The sequence below is a fragment of the Streptomyces pyxinae genome (assembly GCF_024756275.1).
Lineage (GTDB): Bacteria > Actinomycetota > Actinomycetes > Streptomycetales > Streptomycetaceae > Streptomyces > Streptomyces pyxinae.
Genome location: NZ_JANUGQ010000001.1, coordinates 698,868 through 719,547 on the forward strand (window position 1 = coordinate 698,868; position 20,680 = coordinate 719,547).

Consider the following 20,680-nt stretch of genomic DNA (forward strand, 5'->3'; position numbering starts at 1 on the left):
AGCCCGGCGGACGGGGCCGGTGGACGCGCGGCCCCCTGGACGGGTCCGATGGATGCCTCCGGTGGACGACCCCGGTGGGGACGGCTCCGGTGGAGGGCTCCCGTGGACGACCCCGGTGGACGGCCCCCTGGACGACTCCGGTGGACGCCTTCCGTGGACGACCCCGGTGGACGGCTCCCGTGGACGACCCCGGTGGACGGCTCCCGTGGACGGCGCGGGGTGGGACCGGGCGGCCACGGGCCCTACTGCCCGAAGACCGGGGCCAGGATCAGCTGGGCCGCCCCCTCGGCCACCGGGTGCGGCGCCTCGTCCGCCAGGGCGACCGGGACCGGGGCGGCGCCGCTCCGGCGGGCCCGGTCGTCGAGGACGGCGGCCACTCCGCGTACGAAGGTCCCGGCGTCGGCCGCCACCACCCGGCCGCCCAGCAGCACCCGGTCGATGTCGAGCAGGCTCACCAGATTGGCCGCGCCCGCGCCGAGCACCCGGGCCGCCCCCGCCCGGTCGCCGCGCGCCACCGCACCCAGGCAGAGGGCCTCCAGACAGCCGCGTCCGCCGCAGGAGCAGCGCGGCCCGTCGAGTTGGACGGTCTGGTGGCCGAACTCGCCCGCCCCGGTCCGCGCCCCCCGGTGCAGCACCCCGTCCAGCACCAGTCCCGCGCCCAGGCCCGTACCCAGATGCAGATAGGCGAACGAGTCCGCCGCCCCGCCGCGCAGCGCCAGGCCCAGCGCGGCCGCGTTGGTGTCCTTGTCCAGCACCACGGGCAGCCCGAGCCGCTCGGTCAGGGTCGCCCGCAGCGGGAACCCGTCCCACTCGGGGTAGCCGGTCACCCGGTGCGGCACCCCCGCCGTGTGGTCCAGCGGCCCCGGCATGGCCACGCCCACCCCCAGCACCCGGCCGCCCCGGACCAGCGCCGCCCGGGCTTCCACCCCCGTCGCCGTCCCGGGCCCGACCGCCGTCACCATCTCCGTCACCGCCGTCACCAGGGCGTTCGTCACCTCGGCCGGTCCGGCGCCCAGGTCGAGCGGCGCGGACCGGGCGGCGACCGGCGTCCCGGCCAGATCGACCAGCACCGCCGTCAGCTCGTCCCGGTCCAGGTGCAGTCCCACCGCGTGGGCGGCCTCCGGGACCAGCCGGAGCAGCGTCGGGGGCTTCCCGCCGGTGGAGGCGCGGCGCCCGGCCTCGGCGGCCAGCCCCTCGTCCCGCAGCCGGGCGGTGATCTTGCTGACCGCCTGCGGGGTGAGCCCGGTGGCCCCGGCCAGCTCCCGCCGGCTGATCCCGCCCGGGCCCGCGCTCCGCAGCAGACCGAGGACGAGCGCGGTGTTGTGACTGCGCAGGGCCGGCAGGTTGCCGCCCGGTCGGCCGGGGCGGGAGGCGAAGGGACGGCCGGCGGCGGAGGCGGGTCCGGAGGAGCTGTTCACCATCCCAGTGTCGGTGCCCGCTTGCACTAACGCAACAGCGTTGCTTAAGTGGCGGACATGCATACCGGTACCTCTCCCTCACCCCATACCGCCGACGCCGCTCCTGCCGACACCAGGGGCGATCTCCGGGTCGGCCTGGTCGGGTTCGGCCTGGCGGGCTCGGTCTTCCACGCCCCGCTGATCGCCGCCACCGCGGGCCTGACCCTGGACACCGTGGTCACCGCCAGTCCCGAGCGCCGGGAGCAGGCCGGCACCGAGCACCCGGGTGCGCGGTTCGCGGACGCGCCCGAGGAGTTGTGGGACCGGGCGGACGAACTCGACCTGGTGGTCCTGGCCTCCCCCAACAAGACCCATGTCCCGCTCGCCACCGCCGCCCTGAAGGCCGGCCTTCCGGTGGTCGTGGACAAGCCACTGGCCGGCACGGCCGCCGAGGCCCGCGAGCTGGCGGCGCTCGCCGAGGAGCGCGGGCTGCTGCTCTCGGTCTTCCAGAACCGCCGCTGGGACAACGACTTCCGCACCCTGCGGCAGCTGGTCGAGCGGGGCGAGCTGGGCGAGGTCCAGCGCTTCGAGTCCCGGTTCGAGCGGTGGCGGCCGCAACCCAAGGGCGGCTGGCGGGAGTCGGGCGCGCCCGAGGAGATCGGCGGTCTCCTCTACGACCTCGGCAGCCATGTGGTGGACCAGGCGCTGGTGCTGTTCGGCCCGGCGGTGCGGGTCTACGCGGAGTCGGACGTGCGCCGCCCGGGCGCCGAGGCCGACGACGACACCTTCCTGGCGATCACCCACGCGGGCGGGGTGCGCTCGCATCTGTATGTGAGTGCCACCGCCGCCCAACTGGGGCCGCGTTTCCGGGTGCTCGGCTCGCGCGCCGGCTACGTCAAGTACGGTCTGGACCCGCAGGAGGCGGCGCTCCGGAGCGGCGAGCGCCCGGCGCCCGGATCCCCCTGGGGCGTGGAGGACGAGTCGCTGTGGGGCCACCTCGGCGCGGGCGAGTCGCCGCTGACCGGCGGCGGCCGTGCGGTGCCCACGCTGCCGGGTGACTATCCCGCCTACTACGCCGCCGTGGCCGCCGCGCTCCGGGACGGCACGCCCCCGCCGGTGACCGCGCTGGAGGCCGCCGCCGCGCTGGACGTCCTGGAGGCCGCGCGCCGCTCGGCCCGCGAGGGTGTGGCGGTGACGCTGTGACGGCCGCCCGACCCCTCCCGACGGAGCCCTCGGTGCCCGAACTGGAGGCACAGCAGGCTCGATTGGCGCTCCCCCGCTTCACCCACGAGGACGCCTGGGCGCTCGGCTCGCTGCTGGTGGAGCTGGCCCGGGAGCGCGGTGCGCCGGTGGCGGTGGACATCCGGCGGGGCGCCCAGCAGCTGTTCCACTGCGCCCTGCCCGGCTCCAGCGCCGACAACGACGCCTGGATCGACCGGAAGCGCCGGGTGGTGGAGCGGTACGGCGAGAGTTCGCTGCTGGTCGGCGCGCGCTTCCGGGCCAAGGGCCGCACCTTCGAGGAGGGTTCCCGGCTGGACCCGGACACCTATGCGGCGCACGGCGGCTCGTTCCCGCTCACCGTGGCGGGCGCGGGTGTCATCGGCGCGGTCACCGTCTCGGGCCTGCCCCAACTGGCCGACCACGCCCTGGTGGTGGAGGCCCTGGAGCGTTTCCTGGCCGGGTGACCCGGGGTGGCTCCGGGTGGCCCCCGGGCCCCCCGGGCCCGCCGGGCCCGCGTTCGGTGGCGCGGGGCGGTCTTGGGCGGGCGTCGGCAGGGTGCCCGGCGGTACGGCTCCGAGGGCGGGGAGGACGCCCCTCGGAGCCGTACGGCTTCACTCCGGAGCGGGACACGGGGCCGGCACCGGACCGCCGGGGTCGGGCCCCACTCCGGCCCAAACGACCCGGAGCCGGCACCCGACCACCGGGGTCGGGCCGCGCTCCGGTCCGGACGGCCCCGGGGCCGGCACCCGACCACCGGGGACGACCCGCGCTCCGGTCCGGGCGGCTCGGGGCCGGGGCGGGTCCCGGTCGCCGGCTAGGCGGCCTTCAACTCCTGGCGCTGGCGGCCCAGTCCGGGGATCTCCAGCTCGACCACGTCCCCGGCGCGCAGATACGGCCGGGGTTCGGGCCGGCCCTGGGCGACGCCGCCCGGGGTGCCGGTGTTGATGATGTCACCGGGGTGGAGGGTCATGAACTGGCTGATGTAGCGCACCACTTCGGCCACCGGGAAGATCTGGTCCGAGGTGTGGCCGTGCTGCATCGGCTCGCCGTTCACCCAGAGCCGCAGCTCCAGCGCCTGCGGGTCGGGCACCTCGTCGGCGGTGACCAGCCAGGGCCCCAGCGGGTTGAAGGTCTCGCAGTTCTTGCCCTTGTCCCAGGTGCCACCGCGCTCGTTCTGGAACTCCCGCTCGGAGACGTCGTGCGCCAGCGCGTACCCGGCGATGTGCGCGAGCGCGCTCCCGGCCGACTCCAGATAGCGGGCGGTCCGGCCGATCACCACCGCCAGCTCGGCCTCCCAGTCGGTCTTCCGGCTGCCGCGCGGCACCAGCACGGTGTCGTCCGGCCCCACCACGGTGTCCGCCGCCTTGAGGAACAGCACCGGTTCGGACGGGACCGGAGCCCCAAACTCAGCTGCGTGGCCGTGGTAGTTCAGCCCCACGCACACCACCTTGCCGATCCGGCCGACCGGCGGCCCGATCCGCAGCCCGGTGGCGTCCAGCGCGGGCAGCACCCGGGCCGCGGCGGCCGCCCGGATCCGGTCGAGGGCGGAGGCGTCCGAGAGCAACGGCCCGTCGATGTCCGGGACGAGCGCGGAGAGGTCCCGCAGCGTCCCGTCCGGATCGAGCAGCGCGGGACGTTCGGCCCCCGCGGGCCCGACACGCAGCAGCTTCATGGTCTTCTCCCTGTGGTCGGAGTGGAGCTCCGGCCGATGGGGTGCGGCCATCGGAGGATCGGCCGATCCTCCAGGGGCCGCCCCGCCCCCCGCAAGACCCGGTTCACCCAGTGGACCCTTACCGGGCGGTAGCCGCCTTGCCGGGATCACCGGGGGTCCCGGGCCCGCCGGGCTCGCCGGTGACCCCGGGCGCGCCGGGCTCGCCGCGGGGCTTCCGGTACAGCACCGCGCGCTCGGCGGCGGTCCAGGTGGTGCTGGTCACCACGTACAGCGCCGCCGCCAGCGGCACCACGGCCACCGTGACGAGCGTCCCGAACGACAGCAGCGGCATGAACCGGGCACCCGGCATCCCGGCCACCGGGAGGTCCGCCAGCTCCCGCTTGGCGCGCCGGTACGAGTACGTCGCCACAGCCGCCACCAGCGCGAAGAGCCCCAGGTAGACCAGGCCGGCCGCGCCGAGGGGCCCGCCGTCCCCGAGCGCGTCCGCCCACCGGCCGCCGAGCGGCGCACCCAGCAGCTGGTGCCCGCTCGTCCGCCCGCCGCCGAACAGGTGGAACATCAGCAGGAACGCGGGAACCTGGAGCAGACTCGGCAGCACCCCCGCGAAGGGCGACACCCCCTCGTCGACATGCAGCTTCCGCACCTCCCGCGCCAGTCGCTCGGGGTCCTTGGCGTGCCGCTTCCGCAGCTCCGCCATGCGCGGCGCCAGCCGGGCGCGGGCCCGCTGGCCGCGCGCGGCGGCCCGGGAGAGCGGCAGCAGGGCGAGCCGGACCAGCGCGGTGAACAGCACGATGGCGGCGGCGGTGGCGGAGGCCGGGAAGAACGGCTGGAGCAGCGCGGAGAGCTGCTCCAAGAGGGAGGCGAAAACGGACATGGCTGAGCCCTCCGGGGGTCTCGTCGTAGGCGACGCGACGTACGCGACCGGGCGTGCGCGAGGGCGCGGGTGCGGGCGCGGCGGGCGTGCCCGACGGGGCATGCGCGACGGGGCGTGCCCGACAGGGCGTACGTCTCGGGGAGTGACGAACTGCGGGTCGACACACGACGGACGGCGCGGGGCCACACGGAGGCACCGGGCCTGCGCGGGCGGCACGCCCTGGGAAAGCCCGGAGAAGCCCCAAGTCCCCCAAGCGCCCCGGGAGCCCTGCGGGCAAGGGGGCGAACGGGCGGGCGGGCAAGCGGGCGATCAGTGGAGATCTCGCGTCCGGGGACGGCGAACGTCCGGACGCGGGGCCCCTACGCGGCCGTCGGAAGCGGCCGTCCGGGGGCTCGGGGACGGCGGCGACCGGAGGCGTCCGGATCGCGCTGGGGCAGGAAGGCCGTGCGTTGCTCCCGGTCACGGATGGCCGTGCGCACGCGCTGCGGCGGCACCACCGGGATCGTACGGGCACTGACCAGGGCGCAGGCGACGAGCGCGGCGCCGGCGGCGGCGGTCGCGGCGAGCGCGAAGGCGGTGGACAGGGGGCTGCCGTCGATCAGCAACAGGCCGGCGAGCAGCAGCAGCACCGGCCCGGTGGACCTCAACAGCTTCACCATCGCCTGCCTCCTCTCCCTCGCTCCGGCCCCCCGGGTCACGGGGGGCCGCACCGGCCACCGTCCGGGTCCTTGCGGGCCGCCTCACCGGTCCCTCGACAAGAACCCCGACGAGTGATTCCCGTCTGCCCTGATGGACGCTCAACATACTCCTCGGGTTCCCGATACTCCTCGGGATTCCGGGCGAGCACCTCCTCGTCGGAACGTTCGTCACGGTCGCGCGGACCGGCCCGGGTGACGGCCAGCGCGACGGCCAGGTTGAGTGCCAGCGCGACCACCCCCGCGTTGACGCCCCACACCGGGTCGCGCCCGGTGAAGACCAGCCCGCACACCAGGGCCACTCCGGCCACCAGGCCGCTCACCGCGCCGGCCAGGGTGAGCCGCCGCCAGACCAGGCCGAGCAGCAGCATGGGCAGGAACTGGGCCATCCCCTCGTACGAGACCAGCGAGAGCCGCACCAGGGTGGTGGGCGCCGCATAGGTCATGATCAGCGCCAGTCCGCCGGCCACCACGACCACCAGCTGCGCCGCGCCCTTCTCGCGGTGCCGCAGCCGGGGCACCAGGGAGAGCACGCTCCTCCCCCACATGGTGCCGATGACCAGCATGAACACGGCCATGGGCACGATCGAGGAGAGCGCCGCCGCCACTCCGATCAGCCCGACCGCCCAGGCCGGCAGCGAGTCCGTGACCAGCCGGAAGAGCGCGAGGTTGGAGTCGGCGCCGGTGAGCCCCGGCACCACGAACGCCGCCGCCAGCCCGAGCAGCATCGGCACGAAGAGCAGCACGTTGTAGGCGGGCAGCCAGATGGCGTTGCGGCGCAACGCGTCGGCGGAGCGGGCGCCGAGGTAACCGGCGACGGTGGTCGGGAAGATGACGACGGTCAGCGCGTTCAGCACCGTCGTCGAGGCGAACCAGGCGGTGCCGTACTGGCCGCCGTGGCCGGGCAGGGTCAGCCGGTCCGGCTTCTCGGCGACCAGCCGGCCGAGGAACTCCCCGTACCCGCCGAAGTAGTGCACCGGGACGTAGACCGCGAGGAAGGCCAGGGTCAGCACCACCAGGGCGTCCTTGAGCGCCGACACCCAGGCGCTGCCGCGCAGCCCGCTGACCACCACGAACGCCGTGGTGACCAGGAAGGCGAGGAAGTACGCGGTGTCGAGCCCGACCGCCCCGTAGGAGACGGTGGCCAGCACCACGCCCATGCCGGTGATCTGGAGCTGGATGTACGGCAGCAGGAAGACGGTCGCCAGCACCGCGACCGCCGCGCCCAGCCAGGGCCGCCCGTACCGGTGGGCCACCATGTCGGTGATCCCGACCAGCCCGTGGCGGCGGGCGTACCCCCAGAGCAGCGGCCCGACGACATACCCGACCGCGTAGCCGCAGGACATGTAGGCGACCACATAGAGCACCGGAGCGCCGTAGTTGTAGCCCCAGCCGGCGGCGCCGAGATAGCTGGAACTGGTGTAGCCCTCGCCGGCCATCAGCACCCAGATGAAGACCGCGCCCAGGCTCCGGCCGCCCACCGACCACTCGGCCAGCCCGCCGGTGCCGCCGCCCCGGCCACGCACCGCCAGCAGCCCCACCAGCACGGCGCCGGCCAGGAAGACCCCCACCACGGAGGTCGCGACCACCCCGTTCATCGCTTGCCGCCCGGCCTTCCGCCCGCGCGGCGGCCCCGGTGGGCGAGCCCCACGGCGACCGGGGTGACCACCGTCGCCCCGAACAGCCAGAGAAACAGGAACGGCACTCCGCCGATCACCGGCTCCACCCGGTTCACCAGCGGCAGGGCCCCGGCGAAGAGCACGAACGGGACGAGGAGCCACCACAAACGGGACCTTTGTCTGATCACGACCGGACCCTAACGCGCACGCACAGCAGTACGGTATTGCGCATGCGCCCCGACACCCCTGCCGATCACAGCATGGACCACGGCCCGGATCACCGCCCGGATCGCGGTCCCGGACGCGGAGCCGCCGACGGTTTCGGTCGCGGAGCCGGCCGGGGTCCGGTTCGCGGCCCGGGCCGCGGGCCCGGCCACGGACCCGGTGGCGATCCCGGCCACCGGCCCGGCAACGGTCCTGAGCACGGGCCCGGCAAAGGCCCCGAGCACGGCCCCGACCACGGTCCTGATCACAACCCCGACCACGGCCCTGATCACGGCCCTGATCATGTCGCGGAGACCGAGCGCCTGTTGCGCACCGCGGGGCAGTACCCGGGCGACCGGGAGCCGCTGCTGCTCCGGGCCGCCGCCCATCTGGAGCTGGCGGGCGACCGCCCCCGGGCGACCGTCCTCTACGACGACCTGCTCTCCGGCTCGCCCGAGAACCCGCAACTGATCAAGGCGCTCAAGGCCGCGAACCTGTGGGAGTACGGCCACGAGGCCGAGGCCCGGGCCATCCTGGACGGCATCCGGGCGCTGCCCCCGGCCGACGCGGGTGCCTGGCAGGTCGCCGCCGAGGCCCTGGAGGCGCACGACGAACTGGAGGCCGCCCAGGAGGTGTTCAGCCGTGCCGTCGAGGCGCTGGTGCCCTCGGCGGACGACGAGGTGCCGTACCCGGCCCAGTCGTTGCTGGCCGGGCGGCACCGGGTGCGCCGCCTGCTGGGCCTGGGCCACGACGACCACGACGTGCTGGCCGACCGGCTGCACCGGGGCACGGTGCCGCTGGACGAGCTCCACGACCCGAAGCGGGTCTGGGCGCTCGGCTCGTCGGACCCGGCCGAACTGGCCGCCGAGATCACCCGGCTCCGCAGCGAACTGGGCACCTACCGGACGGCGTTGTCGCGGCCGTTCCCGGTGGCGCTGCTGCTCTGGCCGACCGGTGAGCTGGCCGAGCTGCTGGCCGCGTACCCGGAGCTGGAGTCCGAGTACCCGACGCACGCGGAGCACCTGGCCGGCATCGAGGCCGCGCTGCGCGAACTGGCGGCCGCCGGCACCCCGAACCTGGGCGTCGTCCGTGGCACGGTGCCGTCGTACGAGGCCTTCGCCGCCTCCGAGGCCGCCTCGCCGGCCAACCCGACCCTGCTCCCCCAGTACGCCACGACCCTCGCCGCGCGTGGCCGGGCGACCCCCTGGCCCCCGCTCCGCACCGCCCCCTGCTGGTGCGGCTCGGACCGCCCCTACGCCCAGTGCCACGGCACCCCCTGACCGACCCGGTTCAACGCACCCGCCCCCCACTCCCCCACCCTCCTCTCCCCCACTTCTCCCAAACCCCTCACACCCCCTCCCTCACCGGAGTACATTCGTCCGCACCCCCCACACCGCTGTCACGCGCCTGCTGTCACGCGCCCTGAGGGGGACCCATGACCAACGCCTACGCCCAGCCGCCCGCCCCGCGCCCGCTGCACAAGATGAAGCGGGTCTGGGCGGGCGGCCTGCTGCTCCTCCTCATCGGCTCCGGCTGCGGCGCCCTGACCAACGAGTCCTCGGCCTCCACCGCCAAGGCCGCCCCCGCGGCCACGGTGACCGCCACAGCGACGGCCACCGTCACCGCCACCCCGCGCCCGGCCCCCGCCGTCACGGTCACCTCCACCCCGGCCGCGGCACCCGCGCCCACCGTCACCAGGACCGTCCGCGCCACCACGACCGTCACCACCACCCACGAGGCCCCGGCCGAGGACTACACCACCTCGGACGACAGCGGCTCCGACGCCTCCTCCACCTACTACAAGAACTGCTCCGCCGCCCGAGCCGCCGGCGCCGCCCCCGTCCACCGCGGCGACCCCGGCTACGGCCCCCACCTCGACCGCGACGGCGACGGCACCGGCTGCGAAAGCTGACCGGCCCGCTTCAGGCCCCCGGTGGGCAGGGGCTGCTGCCACAGCGCACCGGGGACCTTTCCTATGCTTCTCTCAGTCGTCTCTTAAGGGCAGTGCGCCCCATCGCGGAGGAGCAAGCGAGTTGACCCTGTTCGATTCCCAGGACCTCTTCCAGACGGATCATGGCGATCCACAGGTGCAGTTGGTCCGCCAGTACTTCATGACGAAGGATCCGGACGGGAGCCGCTTCGCCCAGATACTCCGCCGCACCATCGATCAGCTACTCGACGGAGAGAACACGGGCCGTTATGACTGGAACGATCTGCACAAGACCGAAAAGACCCATGCAGGGACACTCGTAGAGATCAACCTGCTGCGGGAATTCGGACTGGCCAGCGGAGATGACCTGGACTACCTTATCGAGGGTATAGAGGTAGACTGCAAGTTCTCACAGACCGAATACGGCTGGATGATCCCCCCAGAGGCACTGGGAGAGATCTGCCTGGTCGTGTGGGCAGACGATCACAAGAAGATCTGGAGCGCGGGATTGCTGCGCGCGGACAAGCAGAAGCTGACCATGAGCGGGAAAGTCACCAAGCGGGGAAACCGGGACGGGAAATTCAGGCTGACGCGGCAGCACCACACGATGGTGACGTGGATCTGGTACCGGCAGCCTTTGAAGGAAAACCTGCTGCTGCATCTCGACAGCGAGCGGCGAACGGAAATCCTCTCCAAGCCTTCCGGCCAGCAGCGGGTAAATGAACTATTCCGGAAAGTCCTCCAGAAGCGGATCGACCGCAATGTCATCCGGACACTCGCCCAGCAGTCGGACTACATGGCACGCGTGCGGGACGACGGGGGGAGGTCCCGGGCCCGGCCAGCCCTCCGCCCCGAGGGAATCATCATCACCGGCGAGGCAGCGAGCCATCGGGCTGTCGCCCAGGCGCTCGGCGGCCCCGTTCCGCAGCGCGGTGAATTCGTGAGCTTCCGGGTAGCTCCAGCGCTGCCGGAAGGCGAAACCCGCCCGGCCGCCGAGATCGGAGGCTCCCTCTGGGTAGCCGTCGAATGCACCGAGCCAACACCCGCAGCAGCACCTGTCCTTCCGCCCCGCTAGGCCCCCTGAAGCAGGAATCGCTATGTCAGACGAGTGGCAGCCGCCCGCAGGATCGTGGGCGTCCTCAGCCGCGCGGCGCCGCAACATGCAGGCCATTCGCAGCCGGGACACCAAGCCAGAACGCACGCTCCGCCAGATGCTGCACGCGCAGGGCCTCCGCTACCGCGTGGCCGCCAAACCGCTGCCCGGCCTGCGCCGGACAGCGGACATCGTCTTCAGGCCCACCAAGGTCGCGGTCTTCGTGGACGGTTGCTATTGGCACGGCTGCCCCGAGCACTACATAGCGCCCCGGACGAACTCCGGCTACTGGTCAGAGAAGGTCGCGGGCAACATGGCCCGCGACCGTGACACCGACCGCCGCCTGGCCGAGGCCGGCTGGACCGTGCTCCGCTTCTGGGAGCACGAGTCAGCTGAGCAGTGCGCGAGCACTGTTCTCAGCGTCGTCCTCGAGCGTCGGAACCGTCTCCTGGAGGGGAAGCTCCGCAGCGACGAGTGACGGGTCATCCTCAGGCTCGAAGTCCGGACTCGGGTCCTCCCACACTGGCCCGGTCCGGGAGAGCGCTTCCCTGATGCTCTCGCCCACCGCCTCGGCGACAGGTGGCGGGAAGGCATTCCCCACCTGTCGGTAGCGGGCCGTCTTTCCTCCGCCGACGAAATTCCAGTCATCAGGAAATCCCTGAATGAGCTTGGCCTGGTCGACAGTCAACTTGGGGCCTGTTTTCAGGTCACCCAGGTCGCGCCCCGGGTCCACCATATCCGCTTCGTCATTAGCAACGCCCATGGCGTCTACGCCGAGCTCGCCCCAAGCCTTCTTCGCACGGGTGGGACCCAGGTCTGCACCACCATGCCTTTTGGACCCCCCGACCAGGGTGGGCGCCACGCCGCCGAGCCGCGCCCTCTCCTCCCACTTCTTGAACCGGGGAGAGTCCGAACCCCCGAGACGCCTCTTCATCGAAGGCTCCAGAACTTCATAAACAGTTTCGACCCTCCCCCGGGGCTCGGGCCAGTCGAACCCCCGGTACTGGTCTTCACGGATGGCGACCAGGATCGCACGAGGTCGGAGCTGGGGCACTCCGTAGTCCCTCGCTTCAAGCACTCGCCAGCCGCAAATCACATATCCGGCCTTGCGGAGCCGGTTCTTGATGTGATTGCGATAATAGAGAAACTTATGTCCCGGCTCGACAAGCCCTCGGACATTTTCGATCATAACCGCACGGGGCTTAAGCTCTTCCACAAGGTCGAGCATTCGAGGGAAGAGATCTCGCTCATCTTCCCGGCCAAGCTGGAGCCCCGCAGATGAGAAAGGCGGGCAAGGGACTCCACCAGCGAGGAGATCAAGGTCACCGGGCCTGATACTCCTTTTCCCCGAATCCTCCCCGCGTCCACCATCACCCATCGAGGATTCTTCATTATCCGGGAGAACGCCCGGTGCAACCAGAACCTCATCCAGAGGACGGAATTCCTTGACGTCGCCTTCCCGGATGAGGCAATGCTCTTTCTCCCATTGCCACTCCGGCCGATTCTGCACATTGTGGCGCAGGGTGGCGGCAGCATGCTTGTCGATCTCAACAAGAGCGAGGTGCCGGAAGCCAGCTCGGTGAAGCCCCACGGCTTGGCCACCGGCACCCGCACAGATCTCAATTGAGGTCAGCTTGCGGTCGGCTTCCATTGGCTCCTCCAGGTGCGGCGTGACTCGGACGCGCAAGTCTCGCACTCACCACTGACAGCAGCCCACAGGCTGCTCTCGCGCAACACCCGGACGTCAGTCACCAGAGGTAACACACTCTACGCGACGCGCTAGAGCCTACAGTGGGCGGAGCCGTCGCGTCACCGCCGCGCCAGGGCGTCGGCACATGCTCGCGTCAGAGCAGCTTCCGTTCTCGCATGTCCCCACAGCCTAAGCAGTCAACGGTTCCTCATCTCGCCCCGGCTTGGGCCCTACCGCGGCCGCCACCAGGGCAAAGCCCTCATCGGTGGCCCACCTCGCAGATCCGTCGGTGTTCCCGTCGTTCCCTTGTCCTGACGTCGACGCCCCTTCGGCCAGCAGCAACGCTGGCAGTCCCCCCTCCGGCCGGGCCGGCTTTGACGGCAAGTGATCCCTCGCATCACGGGGCTATCAACTTTCGCGATCTGCCCCCGGGCTGACCAGCCCCCAGCTAGTCTTGCGCCATGGCAGACAGCGCAGGCCCTGTGATCGAGGCAACTCCGGAGTCCGAGGATCCTGAAGAGAGTCAAGTCCCTACCGAATCAGACGTTCTGGATTTTGAAGGCGAGGAAATCGATCGGGAGCCGATTCGAGCAGACGACGCTCTCCGGTACTTCGGGGCGGACTTCGACGTGGACGGCCTAGTCAAGCGATTGGACAACGGAACCTTCATAATCCCCACTTTTGAACCGCTTGCAGCGGATGATATCGCAGGATTCGAGGGTTTCCAGCGAGGTCTCGTCTGGAAAAAGAAGCAGATGGACAGATTTATCGAATCTATCCTGCTTGGTTACCCTGTCCCTGGAATCTTCCTTGTGGAACTACAGGATCGACGATACCTAATCCTTGACGGTCAGCAGCGCCTCACTACGCTTCAAGCATTCAAGACAGGACAATACCGGTCAACCCGCGGCCTCAGCAGGTTCGCGTTGAGATATGTAGGAGACGAGTTCAAGGGACACACATACCAAAATCTGGAACCTACCTCACAGCGCCTCTTCGATAATACTTTCATTCAAGCAACTATCGTCGTCCCAAAGGGGGCAGAGGGTAAGCGAGGCGTTTATTCTCTTTTTGAAAGAATTAACAGCGGTGGAACTAACCTGAAGCCGCAGCAGATCCGCGTCGCCTTGTACGCGGGCGCAACCGTAAACTTTGTGCGCGACTTGAACCAGAATCCAAACTGGCGAAACCTCTTCGGCCCTCATAATCGAGACTTGAAAGATCATGAGCTAATTCTCCGTGCGATCTCACTCGCGCCTACTGCGCGAGGTTCTCACGTATTCCGCCCTCCGATGGCACGATTCCTTAATGACTATCTTGAAATCAATCAGGATCAACTTCCTCACAACGCGGAAGTAATCAAGGAAACTTTCACGTCGGCAGTCCGGCTTCTCGATGAGGCTCGCGGGCGCGAGGCACTTAGAATTCGAGGCACCCAAGTAAATGCCGCCCACACAGACGCAGTTCTAGTGGGACTCATGTTCGCTCTGAACTGCGGCCACGAGATTACAGCTCCGCAGGTTGACGCAGCACTGAGCCGTCTTCTCGCCAACTCTAAGTATCAAGATGCGGTATCCGAAAGCACCTCTCACACCGAGCAGGTAAGTGCGCGCATTTCCTTGGCTAGTAAGGCATTTCAAGGGGAACCTCTTGCCAACGAATCGGAGTAGCGCCCGCACTCGGGTTCTTTCCATGAAGTCAGAACTGGACTCCTCGTACAATCGATACAGGGCAGGCTTGACTGCAGTAGACATTCCTTTGCAGGAGGATCTGCACAAGTACATGTGCATCCGTCTGTCTGGCTACCTTGAACAGTTGATGTTCGAGGCAATAAGCGGCTTCGTCTCCAGTGCGACTGGAGGACCGGCTAAGAATTTTGCCATGTCTTTTTACAAGAAAGCCCCAAACCTGACTCCAGACGCTTTGGAAAAACTGATTGGACGGTTTGGGGATCCTTGGAAGACGGACCTAGACGATTTCCTTTCGGCAGATGAGCGCCGGAACTCACTGGGTGCGCTTATGGCCGTGCGGAACAAGGTCGCGCACGGCCATAGCTATAGGGGAGGGCAACTCAACGTCGCAACCTACAAGAGGCTCGTGGATGACATCCACTCATGGGTAGTCATACGCATGCTCGTCCGGTAACGAATTCATCCTCAGAAATACCCAACCAGTCGTTCGCTGGCTATCAATTAAGGCCGAGTCCAGACGTATTTCCACCGCGCCTGCTTGGGCGAGGGGCTCACCCAAGCAGGCGCGCACACGCCAAGCCCTCCACCGCCACGCGCGGCACCGGGCGGTGGGTGCGGTGGACGCGGACGTAGGCATGGGTGCGGGGGGCGCGGTCGGTGGAGACCAGGACGTCGACATGGGGGAGGTCGGTGGGCAGGGTGCCCTGGTGCAGGGCGAGGGCGGCCGGGCCGGTGAGGAGGGCGTCGGGGCCGGCGTAGAGGAGGGCTCCGCGCAGGCGCTGGCGGAGGGTGGGCGGCTCGGTCCGGAGCAGGATCACCCGGGGCAGCAGTCGCCGCCAAGGGCCGGCCGGGCGGCAGTGGGTGGCGATGACCGAGGCGGCACAGCCCAGGTCCATCAGCTGGTGAACGGTCGCGACACCGTCCTGGGCGGTGACCAGCGGGTCGGCCGCGAGCGTTTCGGGGGTGGGGAGCACGAGGGAGTCTGTCTCGCGGGGGCGGTACGTACGCGTGGGCGGGGCCGCTGTTACCAAGTGATGGCAGGAAGGGTTCTGCATCACCCTCAGTGACTACCTGCTGTAACGAGTACGTCACAGTAAGCTTTCTGCGTCTCGGTGCGCTGGGATCTTGGAGCACGTCACGGTCCTGTGCGAGCAACGGAGCCCCTGTTGAACCGAGTTGTGAAGTGCGTCCAGACGGTCCTGGCAGCCGGCGGGCTGATCGCCATGACGGCGGAGCCGGCGGCGGCGAGCGCGGTGGGGTACGCGAAGGTGGTGGGCGTCTGTTACGAGTTCCGGGGACAGAACGTCTGCGCGCCGGTGACCACGCTGGGCCACTACATCCAGGGTTCGGGGAAGCGGATCACGCGGCAGGAGGCATCGGTGCAGGATGTCGCCGGCGGTGACACAGCGGGCGGCAAGTGGTGCAACTGGCGCATCGACTGGCGGTACGTGGACAGCAATGGACGCGCCTACCAGGTCAGCAGGGGGAAGGCCCACTACCGGTGCGACTGGCTCGGCTCGATCGGCCGTGTCGACAAGACCAGGCGGACGTTGAAGCACTACGGCAAGGCATGTGCGGACTTCCACGCGGGAGGCAAGAAGCGTGCCTCCCAGTGCCACTACATCACCAAGTGAAGAGGGGGTCTCATGGCCGACGGCCCGTTGAACTCGGCGCAGTCACGGACTCTGCGATGGATGTTGATCGTCTGTTTGAGCGGCATGGTGGCGGGCCTGGTCGTACCGGTTGTCCTCGGCGTACTGCTGCCCGACTCGCTCTACCAGGAGCTGTCGGACCAGGTTCTGTTCTGGGTGATCGCGACGACCACCCTCGTTCTCTGCGTGCTCGTCGGGGTTCGGGGGCGGCGCAGGCGTGCGGGGCGGTCGCGTTAGCCTCGGGCTGACGGACAAGTGGCGGAAGAAGGGCGGGTGCGGTGATGGTGCGGGTTCCGGCGGCGGTGGTGGCGGCCAGTGGACTGGTCGGAGGGTACGCGGTGGCGCGGTGGACGAAGCAGCGGCCGCTCGGCGGGGTGGCGCTGGCGGCGGCGGGGGCGGTGGCCGCGCGGGAGTGGCGGAGGAACAGCGGGAACGGGGCGGCGGCAGGGCTGAGCGCGGCGTATGTGGCGGCCTTCGCCGGGTCGCATCCGCTGGCCAAGAAGGTCGGGGCCTGGCCCGCGGTGTTCTCGGTGGCGGGCGCGATGGCGGCGGCCTCGTGGGCGGTGGACCGGAAGAAGCGCTAGGCGCCGATCGCCGCTGAACGGGGCGGCGGGGCCGTACGTACGAAGGACGCCTCCCCCGAGGCGGGTGGGCGCCCGGCCGGGCGGGGACCGGGTGCCCGCCCGGCTCACGCGCCGCCGAGGGCGTGCGACAGGGTGTAGATCAGCAGACCGGCCAGGGCGCCGACGACGGTGCCGTTGATCCGGATGAACTGGAGGTCGCGGCCGATGTGGGCCTCGATCTTCCGGGAGGTCTGATCGGCGTCCCAGCCGGCCACCGTGTCGGTGATCAGCGAGGTGATCTCGGTGCGGTACGTCGAGACCACGTAGGCCGCGGCGTCCTCCAGCCAGCCGTCGGCCTTCGCCTGGAGCCGGGCGTCGGTGGCCAGGCGGGTGCCGAGGCGGATCAGGGAGGCGCGGGCACGCCGGCGCAGCTCGCTCCGCTCGTCCTCGGCGGCCGAGAGGATCATGGCGCGGACCGAGGACCAGGCCGAGGCGATGATGTCCTGGACTTCCGGCCGGGCCACCAGCTCCGACTTGAGGCGTTCCACCCGGGCGCGGGTGTCGGTGTCGCCCTGGAGATCGGCGGCGAAGTCCGAGAGGAAGCGGTCCAGGGCGCCGCGCGCCGGGTGACCGGGCATGTCCCGCATCTCGGTGACGAAGCGCAGCAGCTCCTTGTAGACCCGCTCCCCCACCTTCTTGTCGACGAACCGGGGCGTCCAGCCGGGCGCCCCGCCCTGGACGGCGTCCATCACGAAGCCGGAGTGGGTCTCCAGCCAGTCGTGGGCGCGGGCGCAGACGAGGTCGACGGCCCGGTGGTGGGCGCCGTCGGAGACGACCTTCTGAAGGGTCTTGCCCAGGCCGGGCGCGATCTCCGCGGCCTCGGCCCGGCGGGTGACCGCCTCTCCGACGACCGCCTGGACGTCCCGGTCGCGGAGCACCGTGAGCGCGCCGCGCAGGGCGGTGGAGAGCTCGGCGGTGACCCGGTCGGCGTGGGCGGGCTCGGCGAGCCAGGCGCCGACCCGGCGGCCGACGGCGAGGGCGCCGAGCCGGGTGCGTACGACACCGGTGGAGAGGAAGTTCTCGCCCACGAAGTCCCCGAGGGAGGCCCCGAGCTGGTCCTTCTTGGTCGGGATGATCGCGGTGTGCGGGATCGGCAGGCCCAGCGGCCGGCGGAAGAGGGCGGTGACGGCGAACCAGTCCGCCAGCGCGCCCACCATGCCCGCCTCCGCCGCCGCGGCGACATAGCCGGGCCAGCCGGTGATCCCGGAGTTCCGCGCCCAGGTGGCGAGGACGTAGATGAGCGCCACCAGGAGGAGCAGACCGGTGGCGGTGGCCTTCATCCGGCGTACGCCCCGGCGCTTCTCCTCGTCGGCGGGGGTGTAGGAGAAGGCGGCGGGCGCGGACGGGCCGGGTCGGCGCGGGGCGGGCCCGCCGGCGGGCGCCGCCGGTTCGTCGGTCGTGCTCGTACGGTTCATGCGCTTCACCCGTCCGCCTGCCCCGGGGTCGTCGTCCCCGTCGTTCGTGGTGGTGGTCTGTTGTCCGGAGTCCGGAGTCCGATGCCTGGTGATCGGTGTCCGGTGCTCCGGGCCCGCTGGTCGGGGTCCGGTGCCACCCCTGTCCGGTACCCGCGCCGGCCGTCCGGTGTCCGATCTCCGGCGCTTGATGTCCGGTGTCCGGTTATCCACCTGTCCCTCTGTCCCCGTGTCTCACGGACTCCCGGGGCGCACACCGAGTTCCCGGGACGGGTTTCCCGGCGGCTCCCCGGGGCGGGGTCAGTCGGTGAGCTCCTTGCCGGGGCGTTCACCGGGACGCTCGCCGGATCGTTTGGCCGGCCGCTTGTCGCTCTTTCGGCGCTTGCGGACCACGCCGACGCCGCCCATCAGGGCGAAGCCGGTGATCGTGACACGCGGCGAACCCGGGGCGCCCTCGCCCGAGCCCCGGTCGTCGAAGCCGCCCATCAGGCCGAAGCCGCGCACCTCGACGTCCAGGTCCGGCGGTACGGTCACCTGGATGCCGCCCATCACGGCGAAGCACCGGATCACGGTGTGCCCGGCCTCGAACCGGGCGTCGCGCAGGTCGATCTCGCCGCCCGCCTGGAGGACGACCGCCTTGAAGTCCCGGGCCACCGTCCATGTGCCGCGCCGCCCGAAGCCGCCCCAGAAGGCGAAGGCGCCGCGCGAGGTGGCCGGACCGCCGACCAGACCGGAACGGGCCGGGTACGCCCCGGGGGCCGGAGCGGTCGTCTCCGTCTCCGGAAGGTCGCGGACGAGCGGCTCCAGCTCACCACGGGTGCGGGCCGCGTAGGCGGCCTCCAGCCGCTGTTCGAACTCCGGCATGTCCAGCCGGCCCTCGGCGAGGCCGTCCCGCAGCCGCTCGGCGATCCGCTCGCGTTCCGCGTCCGACGCCCGCATCTCGGGCAGTTCGCTCGTCATGCGAACAAGGTTAGTCAGGTCGGCGCGCCGGGGTTTCCCCGCCGGTGACGGCGGCCTCCCCGGGACCGGCCGGGCCGTCGGCGGCTCCGGGGACGGGCGCCTGTCCCTCGCCGTACATCCGGGCGATCACCGCCTCGATGTCGGGCTCCCGCACCGACAGGTCCACCAGCGGGTACTCCGCCGCCAGCCGGGCCACCAGTGGGGCGGCCGACCGGGCGGCCGGGAAGACCAGCCACTGGCGCGGGCCCTCGACCCGTACCGTACGGGCGCCGTCCAGGACGATCGGCGGCAGCTCGCGCTCCAGGTCGACCACGAGGGTCCGCTCGCTCTCGCCCACCTCGTGGAGGCCGCTCAGGGGCCCGTCGTACATCAGGCGCCCGTGGTCGATGACCATCACCCGTGAGCAGAGCTGCTCGATGTCGGTCAGGTCGTGGGTGGTGAGCAGCACCGTGGTGCCGCGCTCGGCGTTCAGGTCGCGCAGAAAGCCCCGGACCCGGGCCTTGGACACCACGTCCAGACCGATCGTGGGCTCGTCCAGGTACAGCACCTCGGGGTCGTGCAGCAGGGCCGCGGCGATGTCACCGCGCATCCGCTGGCCCAGCGACAGCTGGCGGACCGGCACGTCCAGCAGGGCGCCCAGGTCGAGCAGCTCCACACAGCGGTCCAGGTTCTCCCGGAAGCGGGCGTCCGGGACCCGGTACATCCGGTGGACCAGCCGGTAGGAGTCGCGCAGCGGAAGGTCCCACCAGAGGGTCGTACGCTGCCCGAAGACGACCCCGATCCGGCTCGCCAGCCGGGTCCGCTCGCGGGACGGGTCGATGCCGGCGACCCGCAGCCGGCCGGCGCTGGGGGTGAGGATGCCGGTCAGCATCTTGATGGTGGTTGACTTTCCGGCGCCGTTGGGGCCGATGTAGCCGACCATCTCGCCGCGCCCGACCTGGAAGCTGATGCCGTCGACCGCGCGGACCTGGTGTTTCTCGCGTCGCAGCAGACCCGCTCCGCGGCGTACCTCGAAGACCTTCTCGACCTGGTGGAGGTGGATGAGGGGAGGCCGGCCGCTCGGTGGTGTGCCGTCCGGGTGCTCGTCGTCCATGGGGTGCTCGGCTCCCTGTCGGGTGGGGGGGGGACGGATGCGGATGGAGATGGAGGCGGGGATGGCGGCGAGGGCGGGGTGGGCGGGGTCAGCTTCCGGTGGAGCGGTACGCGCGGAGGCCCGCCCGCCAGAACAGGGCCGCCGGAACGCACAGCGCCGCCGCGACCAGCGGGGAGAGAAAAGCCGACCAGGCGGGCAGCCCGGCCGGGGCGGCGCGGCCCAGGACGTACAGGGCGGGCACCCAGTTGACGAAGGCCAGCGGGACCACATAGACGACCCCGCGCACCAGTTCACCGGCGAAGACGCTGGGCGGGTACTGGAGCAGGGTGTTGCCGCCGTAGGTGAAGGCGTTGACCACCTCGGCGCCGTCCTGCGCCCAGATCTGGAACGCCGCCCCGGCCACCATGACCGAGCCGAACAGCACGCCGCCGGTCACCACCATCACCGGCACCAGCAGCACCTTCGGCAGCGTCCAGGCCACGTCCAGCAGCGCCAGCGACCAGACCAGCACGACCAGCCCCTGGGTGATCCGCCCGAGCCGCCGCAGCGCGAACCGGTCGGCCGCCACCTGGGCCAGCACCGGCGCCGGCCGGACCAGCAGCGTGTCCAGGGTGCCGTCCCGGACCCGGCGGCCCAGCCGCGACACCTGCCCGAGCAGCAGATCGGCCAGCCCGAAGGAGGTGCTGGTCGTCCCGTAGAGGAAGGCGACCTCGGCGAAGGAGAAGCCGCCCAGGCCCCGGACATGACCGAACATCAGCAGGATGACGACGAAGTCGAGACCGGTCGTGACGAAGTTCGACAGCAGGGTCATCGCGAAGGAGAAGCGGTACGTCATCGTGGACCGCACCCACATC

23 protein-coding genes are annotated in these 20,680 nt (G+C 70.9%); 11 read left to right on the forward strand and 12 right to left on the reverse strand.

The genetic code is table 11. The features are described from left to right. Positions 1–242 precede the first annotated feature (242 nt). The gene (locus NX801_RS02945) at positions 243–1,421 is read right to left on the reverse strand and encodes an ROK family transcriptional regulator (RefSeq protein WP_258785129.1); all 1,179 of its coding nucleotides are present in this window, start codon (positions 1,419–1,421) and stop codon (positions 243–245) included. Positions 1,422–1,475: 54 nt separating this feature from the next. On the opposite strand from NX801_RS02945, the gene NX801_RS02950 reads away from it, so the two are divergent. After that, positions 1,476–2,600, forward strand: a complete 1,125-nt coding sequence (locus NX801_RS02950; protein ID WP_258785131.1) for a Gfo/Idh/MocA family oxidoreductase — start codon at positions 1,476–1,478, stop codon at positions 2,598–2,600. Further along, positions 2,597–3,082 (forward strand): heme-degrading domain-containing protein, encoded by a 486-nt coding sequence (locus NX801_RS02955; RefSeq protein ID WP_258785132.1) that lies wholly within the window; start codon positions 2,597–2,599, stop codon positions 3,080–3,082. Before NX801_RS02950 ends, NX801_RS02955 begins: the two co-directional genes overlap by 4 nt. A 350-nt stretch (positions 3,083–3,432) precedes the next feature. Here the strand turns inward: NX801_RS02955 and NX801_RS02960 are convergent, their stop codons facing one another. From NX801_RS02960 to NX801_RS02980, 5 genes are all read right to left on the reverse strand, one after another. Next, positions 3,433–4,290 (reverse strand): fumarylacetoacetate hydrolase family protein, encoded by an 858-nt coding sequence (locus NX801_RS02960; protein WP_258785133.1) that lies wholly within the window; start codon positions 4,288–4,290, stop codon positions 3,433–3,435. A 118-nt stretch (positions 4,291–4,408) separates the two neighbouring features. Continuing rightward, a complete protein-coding gene (locus tag NX801_RS02965; protein ID WP_258785134.1) occupies positions 4,409–5,164 on the reverse strand; it encodes a YidC/Oxa1 family membrane protein insertase in 756 nt (251 codons plus the stop codon). Positions 5,165–5,523: 359 nt separating this feature from the next. Next, positions 5,524–5,823 (reverse strand): DUF6412 domain-containing protein, encoded by a 300-nt coding sequence (locus NX801_RS02970; protein WP_258785135.1) that lies wholly within the window; start codon positions 5,821–5,823, stop codon positions 5,524–5,526. Positions 5,824–5,858: 35 nt separating this feature from the next. Further along, positions 5,859–7,457, reverse strand: a complete 1,599-nt coding sequence (locus NX801_RS02975) for a sodium:solute symporter family protein (RefSeq protein ID WP_258785136.1) — start codon at positions 7,455–7,457, stop codon at positions 5,859–5,861. Further along, positions 7,454–7,666 carry a DUF3311 domain-containing protein gene (locus NX801_RS02980; RefSeq protein ID WP_258785137.1) on the reverse strand — a complete coding sequence of 71 codons (213 nt, stop codon included), beginning with the start codon at positions 7,664–7,666 and terminating at the stop codon, positions 7,454–7,456. The genes NX801_RS02975 and NX801_RS02980 overlap by 4 nt, the downstream gene beginning before the upstream one ends. 342 nt (positions 7,667–8,008) lie before the next feature. Here NX801_RS02980 and NX801_RS02985 point away from each other — a divergent pair, with 342 nt between their 5' ends. The 4 genes from NX801_RS02985 to NX801_RS03000 all read left to right on the forward strand — a co-directional run bounded on the left by NX801_RS02985 (position 8,009) and on the right by NX801_RS03000 (position 11,183). After that, positions 8,009–8,962, forward strand: a complete 954-nt coding sequence (locus tag NX801_RS02985) for an SEC-C domain-containing protein (RefSeq protein WP_258785138.1) — start codon at positions 8,009–8,011, stop codon at positions 8,960–8,962. Positions 8,963–9,117: 155 nt separating this feature from the next. Next, positions 9,118–9,594, forward strand: coding sequence for an excalibur calcium-binding domain-containing protein (locus NX801_RS02990; RefSeq protein WP_258785139.1), 477 nt, complete (start codon positions 9,118–9,120; stop codon positions 9,592–9,594). A gap of 121 nt (positions 9,595–9,715) precedes the next feature. Then, positions 9,716–10,687, forward strand: a complete 972-nt coding sequence (locus NX801_RS02995) for a NaeI family type II restriction endonuclease (protein ID WP_258785140.1) — start codon at positions 9,716–9,718, stop codon at positions 10,685–10,687. A gap of 22 nt (positions 10,688–10,709) precedes the next feature. After that, positions 10,710–11,183 (forward strand): very short patch repair endonuclease, encoded by a 474-nt coding sequence (locus NX801_RS03000; RefSeq protein WP_258785141.1) that lies wholly within the window; start codon positions 10,710–10,712, stop codon positions 11,181–11,183. On the opposite strand, the gene NX801_RS03005 is transcribed toward NX801_RS03000, so the two are convergent. After that, positions 11,094–12,356 (reverse strand): DNA cytosine methyltransferase, encoded by a 1,263-nt coding sequence (locus NX801_RS03005; protein ID WP_258785142.1) that lies wholly within the window; start codon positions 12,354–12,356, stop codon positions 11,094–11,096. The two genes, NX801_RS03000 and NX801_RS03005, sit on opposite strands and share 90 nt — an antisense overlap. Before the next feature lie 500 nt (positions 12,357–12,856). On the opposite strand from NX801_RS03005, the gene NX801_RS03010 reads away from it, so the two are divergent. Together NX801_RS03010 and NX801_RS03015 are read left to right on the forward strand one after the other, a co-directional pair. Further along, positions 12,857–14,065 (forward strand): DUF262 domain-containing protein, encoded by a 1,209-nt coding sequence (locus tag NX801_RS03010; RefSeq protein WP_258785144.1) that lies wholly within the window; start codon positions 12,857–12,859, stop codon positions 14,063–14,065. A 22-nt stretch (positions 14,066–14,087) separates the two neighbouring features. Continuing rightward, positions 14,088–14,540, forward strand: coding sequence for a HEPN domain-containing protein (locus NX801_RS03015; protein ID WP_258785145.1), 453 nt, complete (start codon positions 14,088–14,090; stop codon positions 14,538–14,540). A 97-nt stretch (positions 14,541–14,637) separates the two neighbouring features. Here the strand turns inward: NX801_RS03015 and NX801_RS03020 are convergent, their stop codons facing one another. Next, positions 14,638–15,060 (reverse strand): hypothetical protein, encoded by a 423-nt coding sequence (locus NX801_RS03020; RefSeq protein WP_258785146.1) that lies wholly within the window; start codon positions 15,058–15,060, stop codon positions 14,638–14,640. A 192-nt stretch (positions 15,061–15,252) separates the two neighbouring features. Between NX801_RS03020 and NX801_RS03025 the strand changes: the two genes are divergently transcribed. Genes NX801_RS03025 through NX801_RS03035 form a run of 3 tightly spaced genes read left to right on the forward strand, consistent with a single transcriptional unit; the run spans position 15,253 to position 16,322 of the window. After that, positions 15,253–15,720 carry a hypothetical protein gene (locus NX801_RS03025; protein WP_258785147.1) on the forward strand — a complete coding sequence of 156 codons (468 nt, stop codon included), beginning with the start codon at positions 15,253–15,255 and terminating at the stop codon, positions 15,718–15,720. 60 nt (positions 15,721–15,780) lie between these two features. Next, positions 15,781–15,975 carry a hypothetical protein gene (locus NX801_RS03030; RefSeq protein ID WP_258785148.1) on the forward strand — a complete coding sequence of 65 codons (195 nt, stop codon included), beginning with the start codon at positions 15,781–15,783 and terminating at the stop codon, positions 15,973–15,975. Between the two features lie 44 nt (positions 15,976–16,019). Continuing rightward, positions 16,020–16,322 (forward strand): hypothetical protein, encoded by a 303-nt coding sequence (locus NX801_RS03035; protein ID WP_258785149.1) that lies wholly within the window; start codon positions 16,020–16,022, stop codon positions 16,320–16,322. 104 nt (positions 16,323–16,426) lie between these two features. Here the strand turns inward: NX801_RS03035 and NX801_RS03040 are convergent, their stop codons facing one another. From NX801_RS03040 to NX801_RS03055, 4 genes are all read right to left on the reverse strand, one after another. Further along, positions 16,427–17,776: a DUF445 domain-containing protein gene (locus tag NX801_RS03040; RefSeq protein WP_258785150.1), complete on the reverse strand. Its 1,350-nt coding sequence runs from the start codon at positions 17,774–17,776 to the stop codon at positions 16,427–16,429. Between the two features lie 297 nt (positions 17,777–18,073). Then, positions 18,074–18,733: a DUF1707 SHOCT-like domain-containing protein gene (locus tag NX801_RS03045; protein ID WP_258785151.1), complete on the reverse strand. Its 660-nt coding sequence runs from the start codon at positions 18,731–18,733 to the stop codon at positions 18,074–18,076. Between the two features lie 10 nt (positions 18,734–18,743). Next, positions 18,744–19,826 carry an ABC transporter ATP-binding protein gene (locus NX801_RS03050; protein WP_258785152.1) on the reverse strand — a complete coding sequence of 361 codons (1,083 nt, stop codon included), beginning with the start codon at positions 19,824–19,826 and terminating at the stop codon, positions 18,744–18,746. 88 nt (positions 19,827–19,914) lie between these two features. Next, positions 19,915–20,679 (reverse strand): ABC transporter permease, encoded by a 765-nt coding sequence (locus NX801_RS03055; protein WP_258785248.1) that lies wholly within the window; start codon positions 20,677–20,679, stop codon positions 19,915–19,917. Position 20,680: the final 1 nt, after the last annotated feature.

What these genes read in the sequence shown, in the direction of transcription:
- NX801_RS03000 (WP_258785141.1), top strand. Translation starts at nt 10,710, where the DNA reads ATGTCAGACGAGTGGCAGCCGCCCGCAGGATCGTGGGCGTCCTCAGCC.
- NX801_RS03040 (WP_258785150.1), bottom strand. Translation starts at nt 17,776, where the DNA reads ATGAACCGTACGAGCACGACCGACGAACCGGCGGCGCCCGCCGGCGGG.
- NX801_RS03010 (WP_258785144.1), top strand. Translation starts at nt 12,857, where the DNA reads ATGGCAGACAGCGCAGGCCCTGTGATCGAGGCAACTCCGGAGTCCGAG.
- NX801_RS03030 (WP_258785148.1), top strand. Translation starts at nt 15,781, where the DNA reads ATGTTGATCGTCTGTTTGAGCGGCATGGTGGCGGGCCTGGTCGTACCG.
- NX801_RS02975 (WP_258785136.1), bottom strand. Translation starts at nt 7,457, where the DNA reads ATGAACGGGGTGGTCGCGACCTCCGTGGTGGGGGTCTTCCTGGCCGGC.
- NX801_RS03035 (WP_258785149.1), top strand. Translation starts at nt 16,020, where the DNA reads ATGGTGCGGGTTCCGGCGGCGGTGGTGGCGGCCAGTGGACTGGTCGGA.
- NX801_RS02950 (WP_258785131.1), top strand. Translation starts at nt 1,476, where the DNA reads ATGCATACCGGTACCTCTCCCTCACCCCATACCGCCGACGCCGCTCCT.
- NX801_RS03045 (WP_258785151.1), bottom strand. Translation starts at nt 18,733, where the DNA reads ATGACGAGCGAACTGCCCGAGATGCGGGCGTCGGACGCGGAACGCGAG.
- NX801_RS03050 (WP_258785152.1), bottom strand. Translation starts at nt 19,826, where the DNA reads ATGGACGACGAGCACCCGGACGGCACACCACCGAGCGGCCGGCCTCCC.
- NX801_RS02960 (WP_258785133.1), bottom strand. Translation starts at nt 4,290, where the DNA reads ATGAAGCTGCTGCGTGTCGGGCCCGCGGGGGCCGAACGTCCCGCGCTG.
- NX801_RS02970 (WP_258785135.1), bottom strand. Translation starts at nt 5,823, where the DNA reads ATGGTGAAGCTGTTGAGGTCCACCGGGCCGGTGCTGCTGCTGCTCGCC.
- NX801_RS03055 (WP_258785248.1), bottom strand. Translation starts at nt 20,679, where the DNA reads ATGTGGGTGCGGTCCACGATGACGTACCGCTTCTCCTTCGCGATGACC.
- NX801_RS02965 (WP_258785134.1), bottom strand. Translation starts at nt 5,164, where the DNA reads ATGTCCGTTTTCGCCTCCCTCTTGGAGCAGCTCTCCGCGCTGCTCCAG.
- NX801_RS03005 (WP_258785142.1), bottom strand. Translation starts at nt 12,356, where the DNA reads ATGGAAGCCGACCGCAAGCTGACCTCAATTGAGATCTGTGCGGGTGCC.
- NX801_RS02945 (WP_258785129.1), bottom strand. Translation starts at nt 1,421, where the DNA reads ATGGTGAACAGCTCCTCCGGACCCGCCTCCGCCGCCGGCCGTCCCTTC.
- NX801_RS02990 (WP_258785139.1), top strand. Translation starts at nt 9,118, where the DNA reads ATGACCAACGCCTACGCCCAGCCGCCCGCCCCGCGCCCGCTGCACAAG.
- NX801_RS03015 (WP_258785145.1), top strand. Translation starts at nt 14,088, where the DNA reads ATGAAGTCAGAACTGGACTCCTCGTACAATCGATACAGGGCAGGCTTG.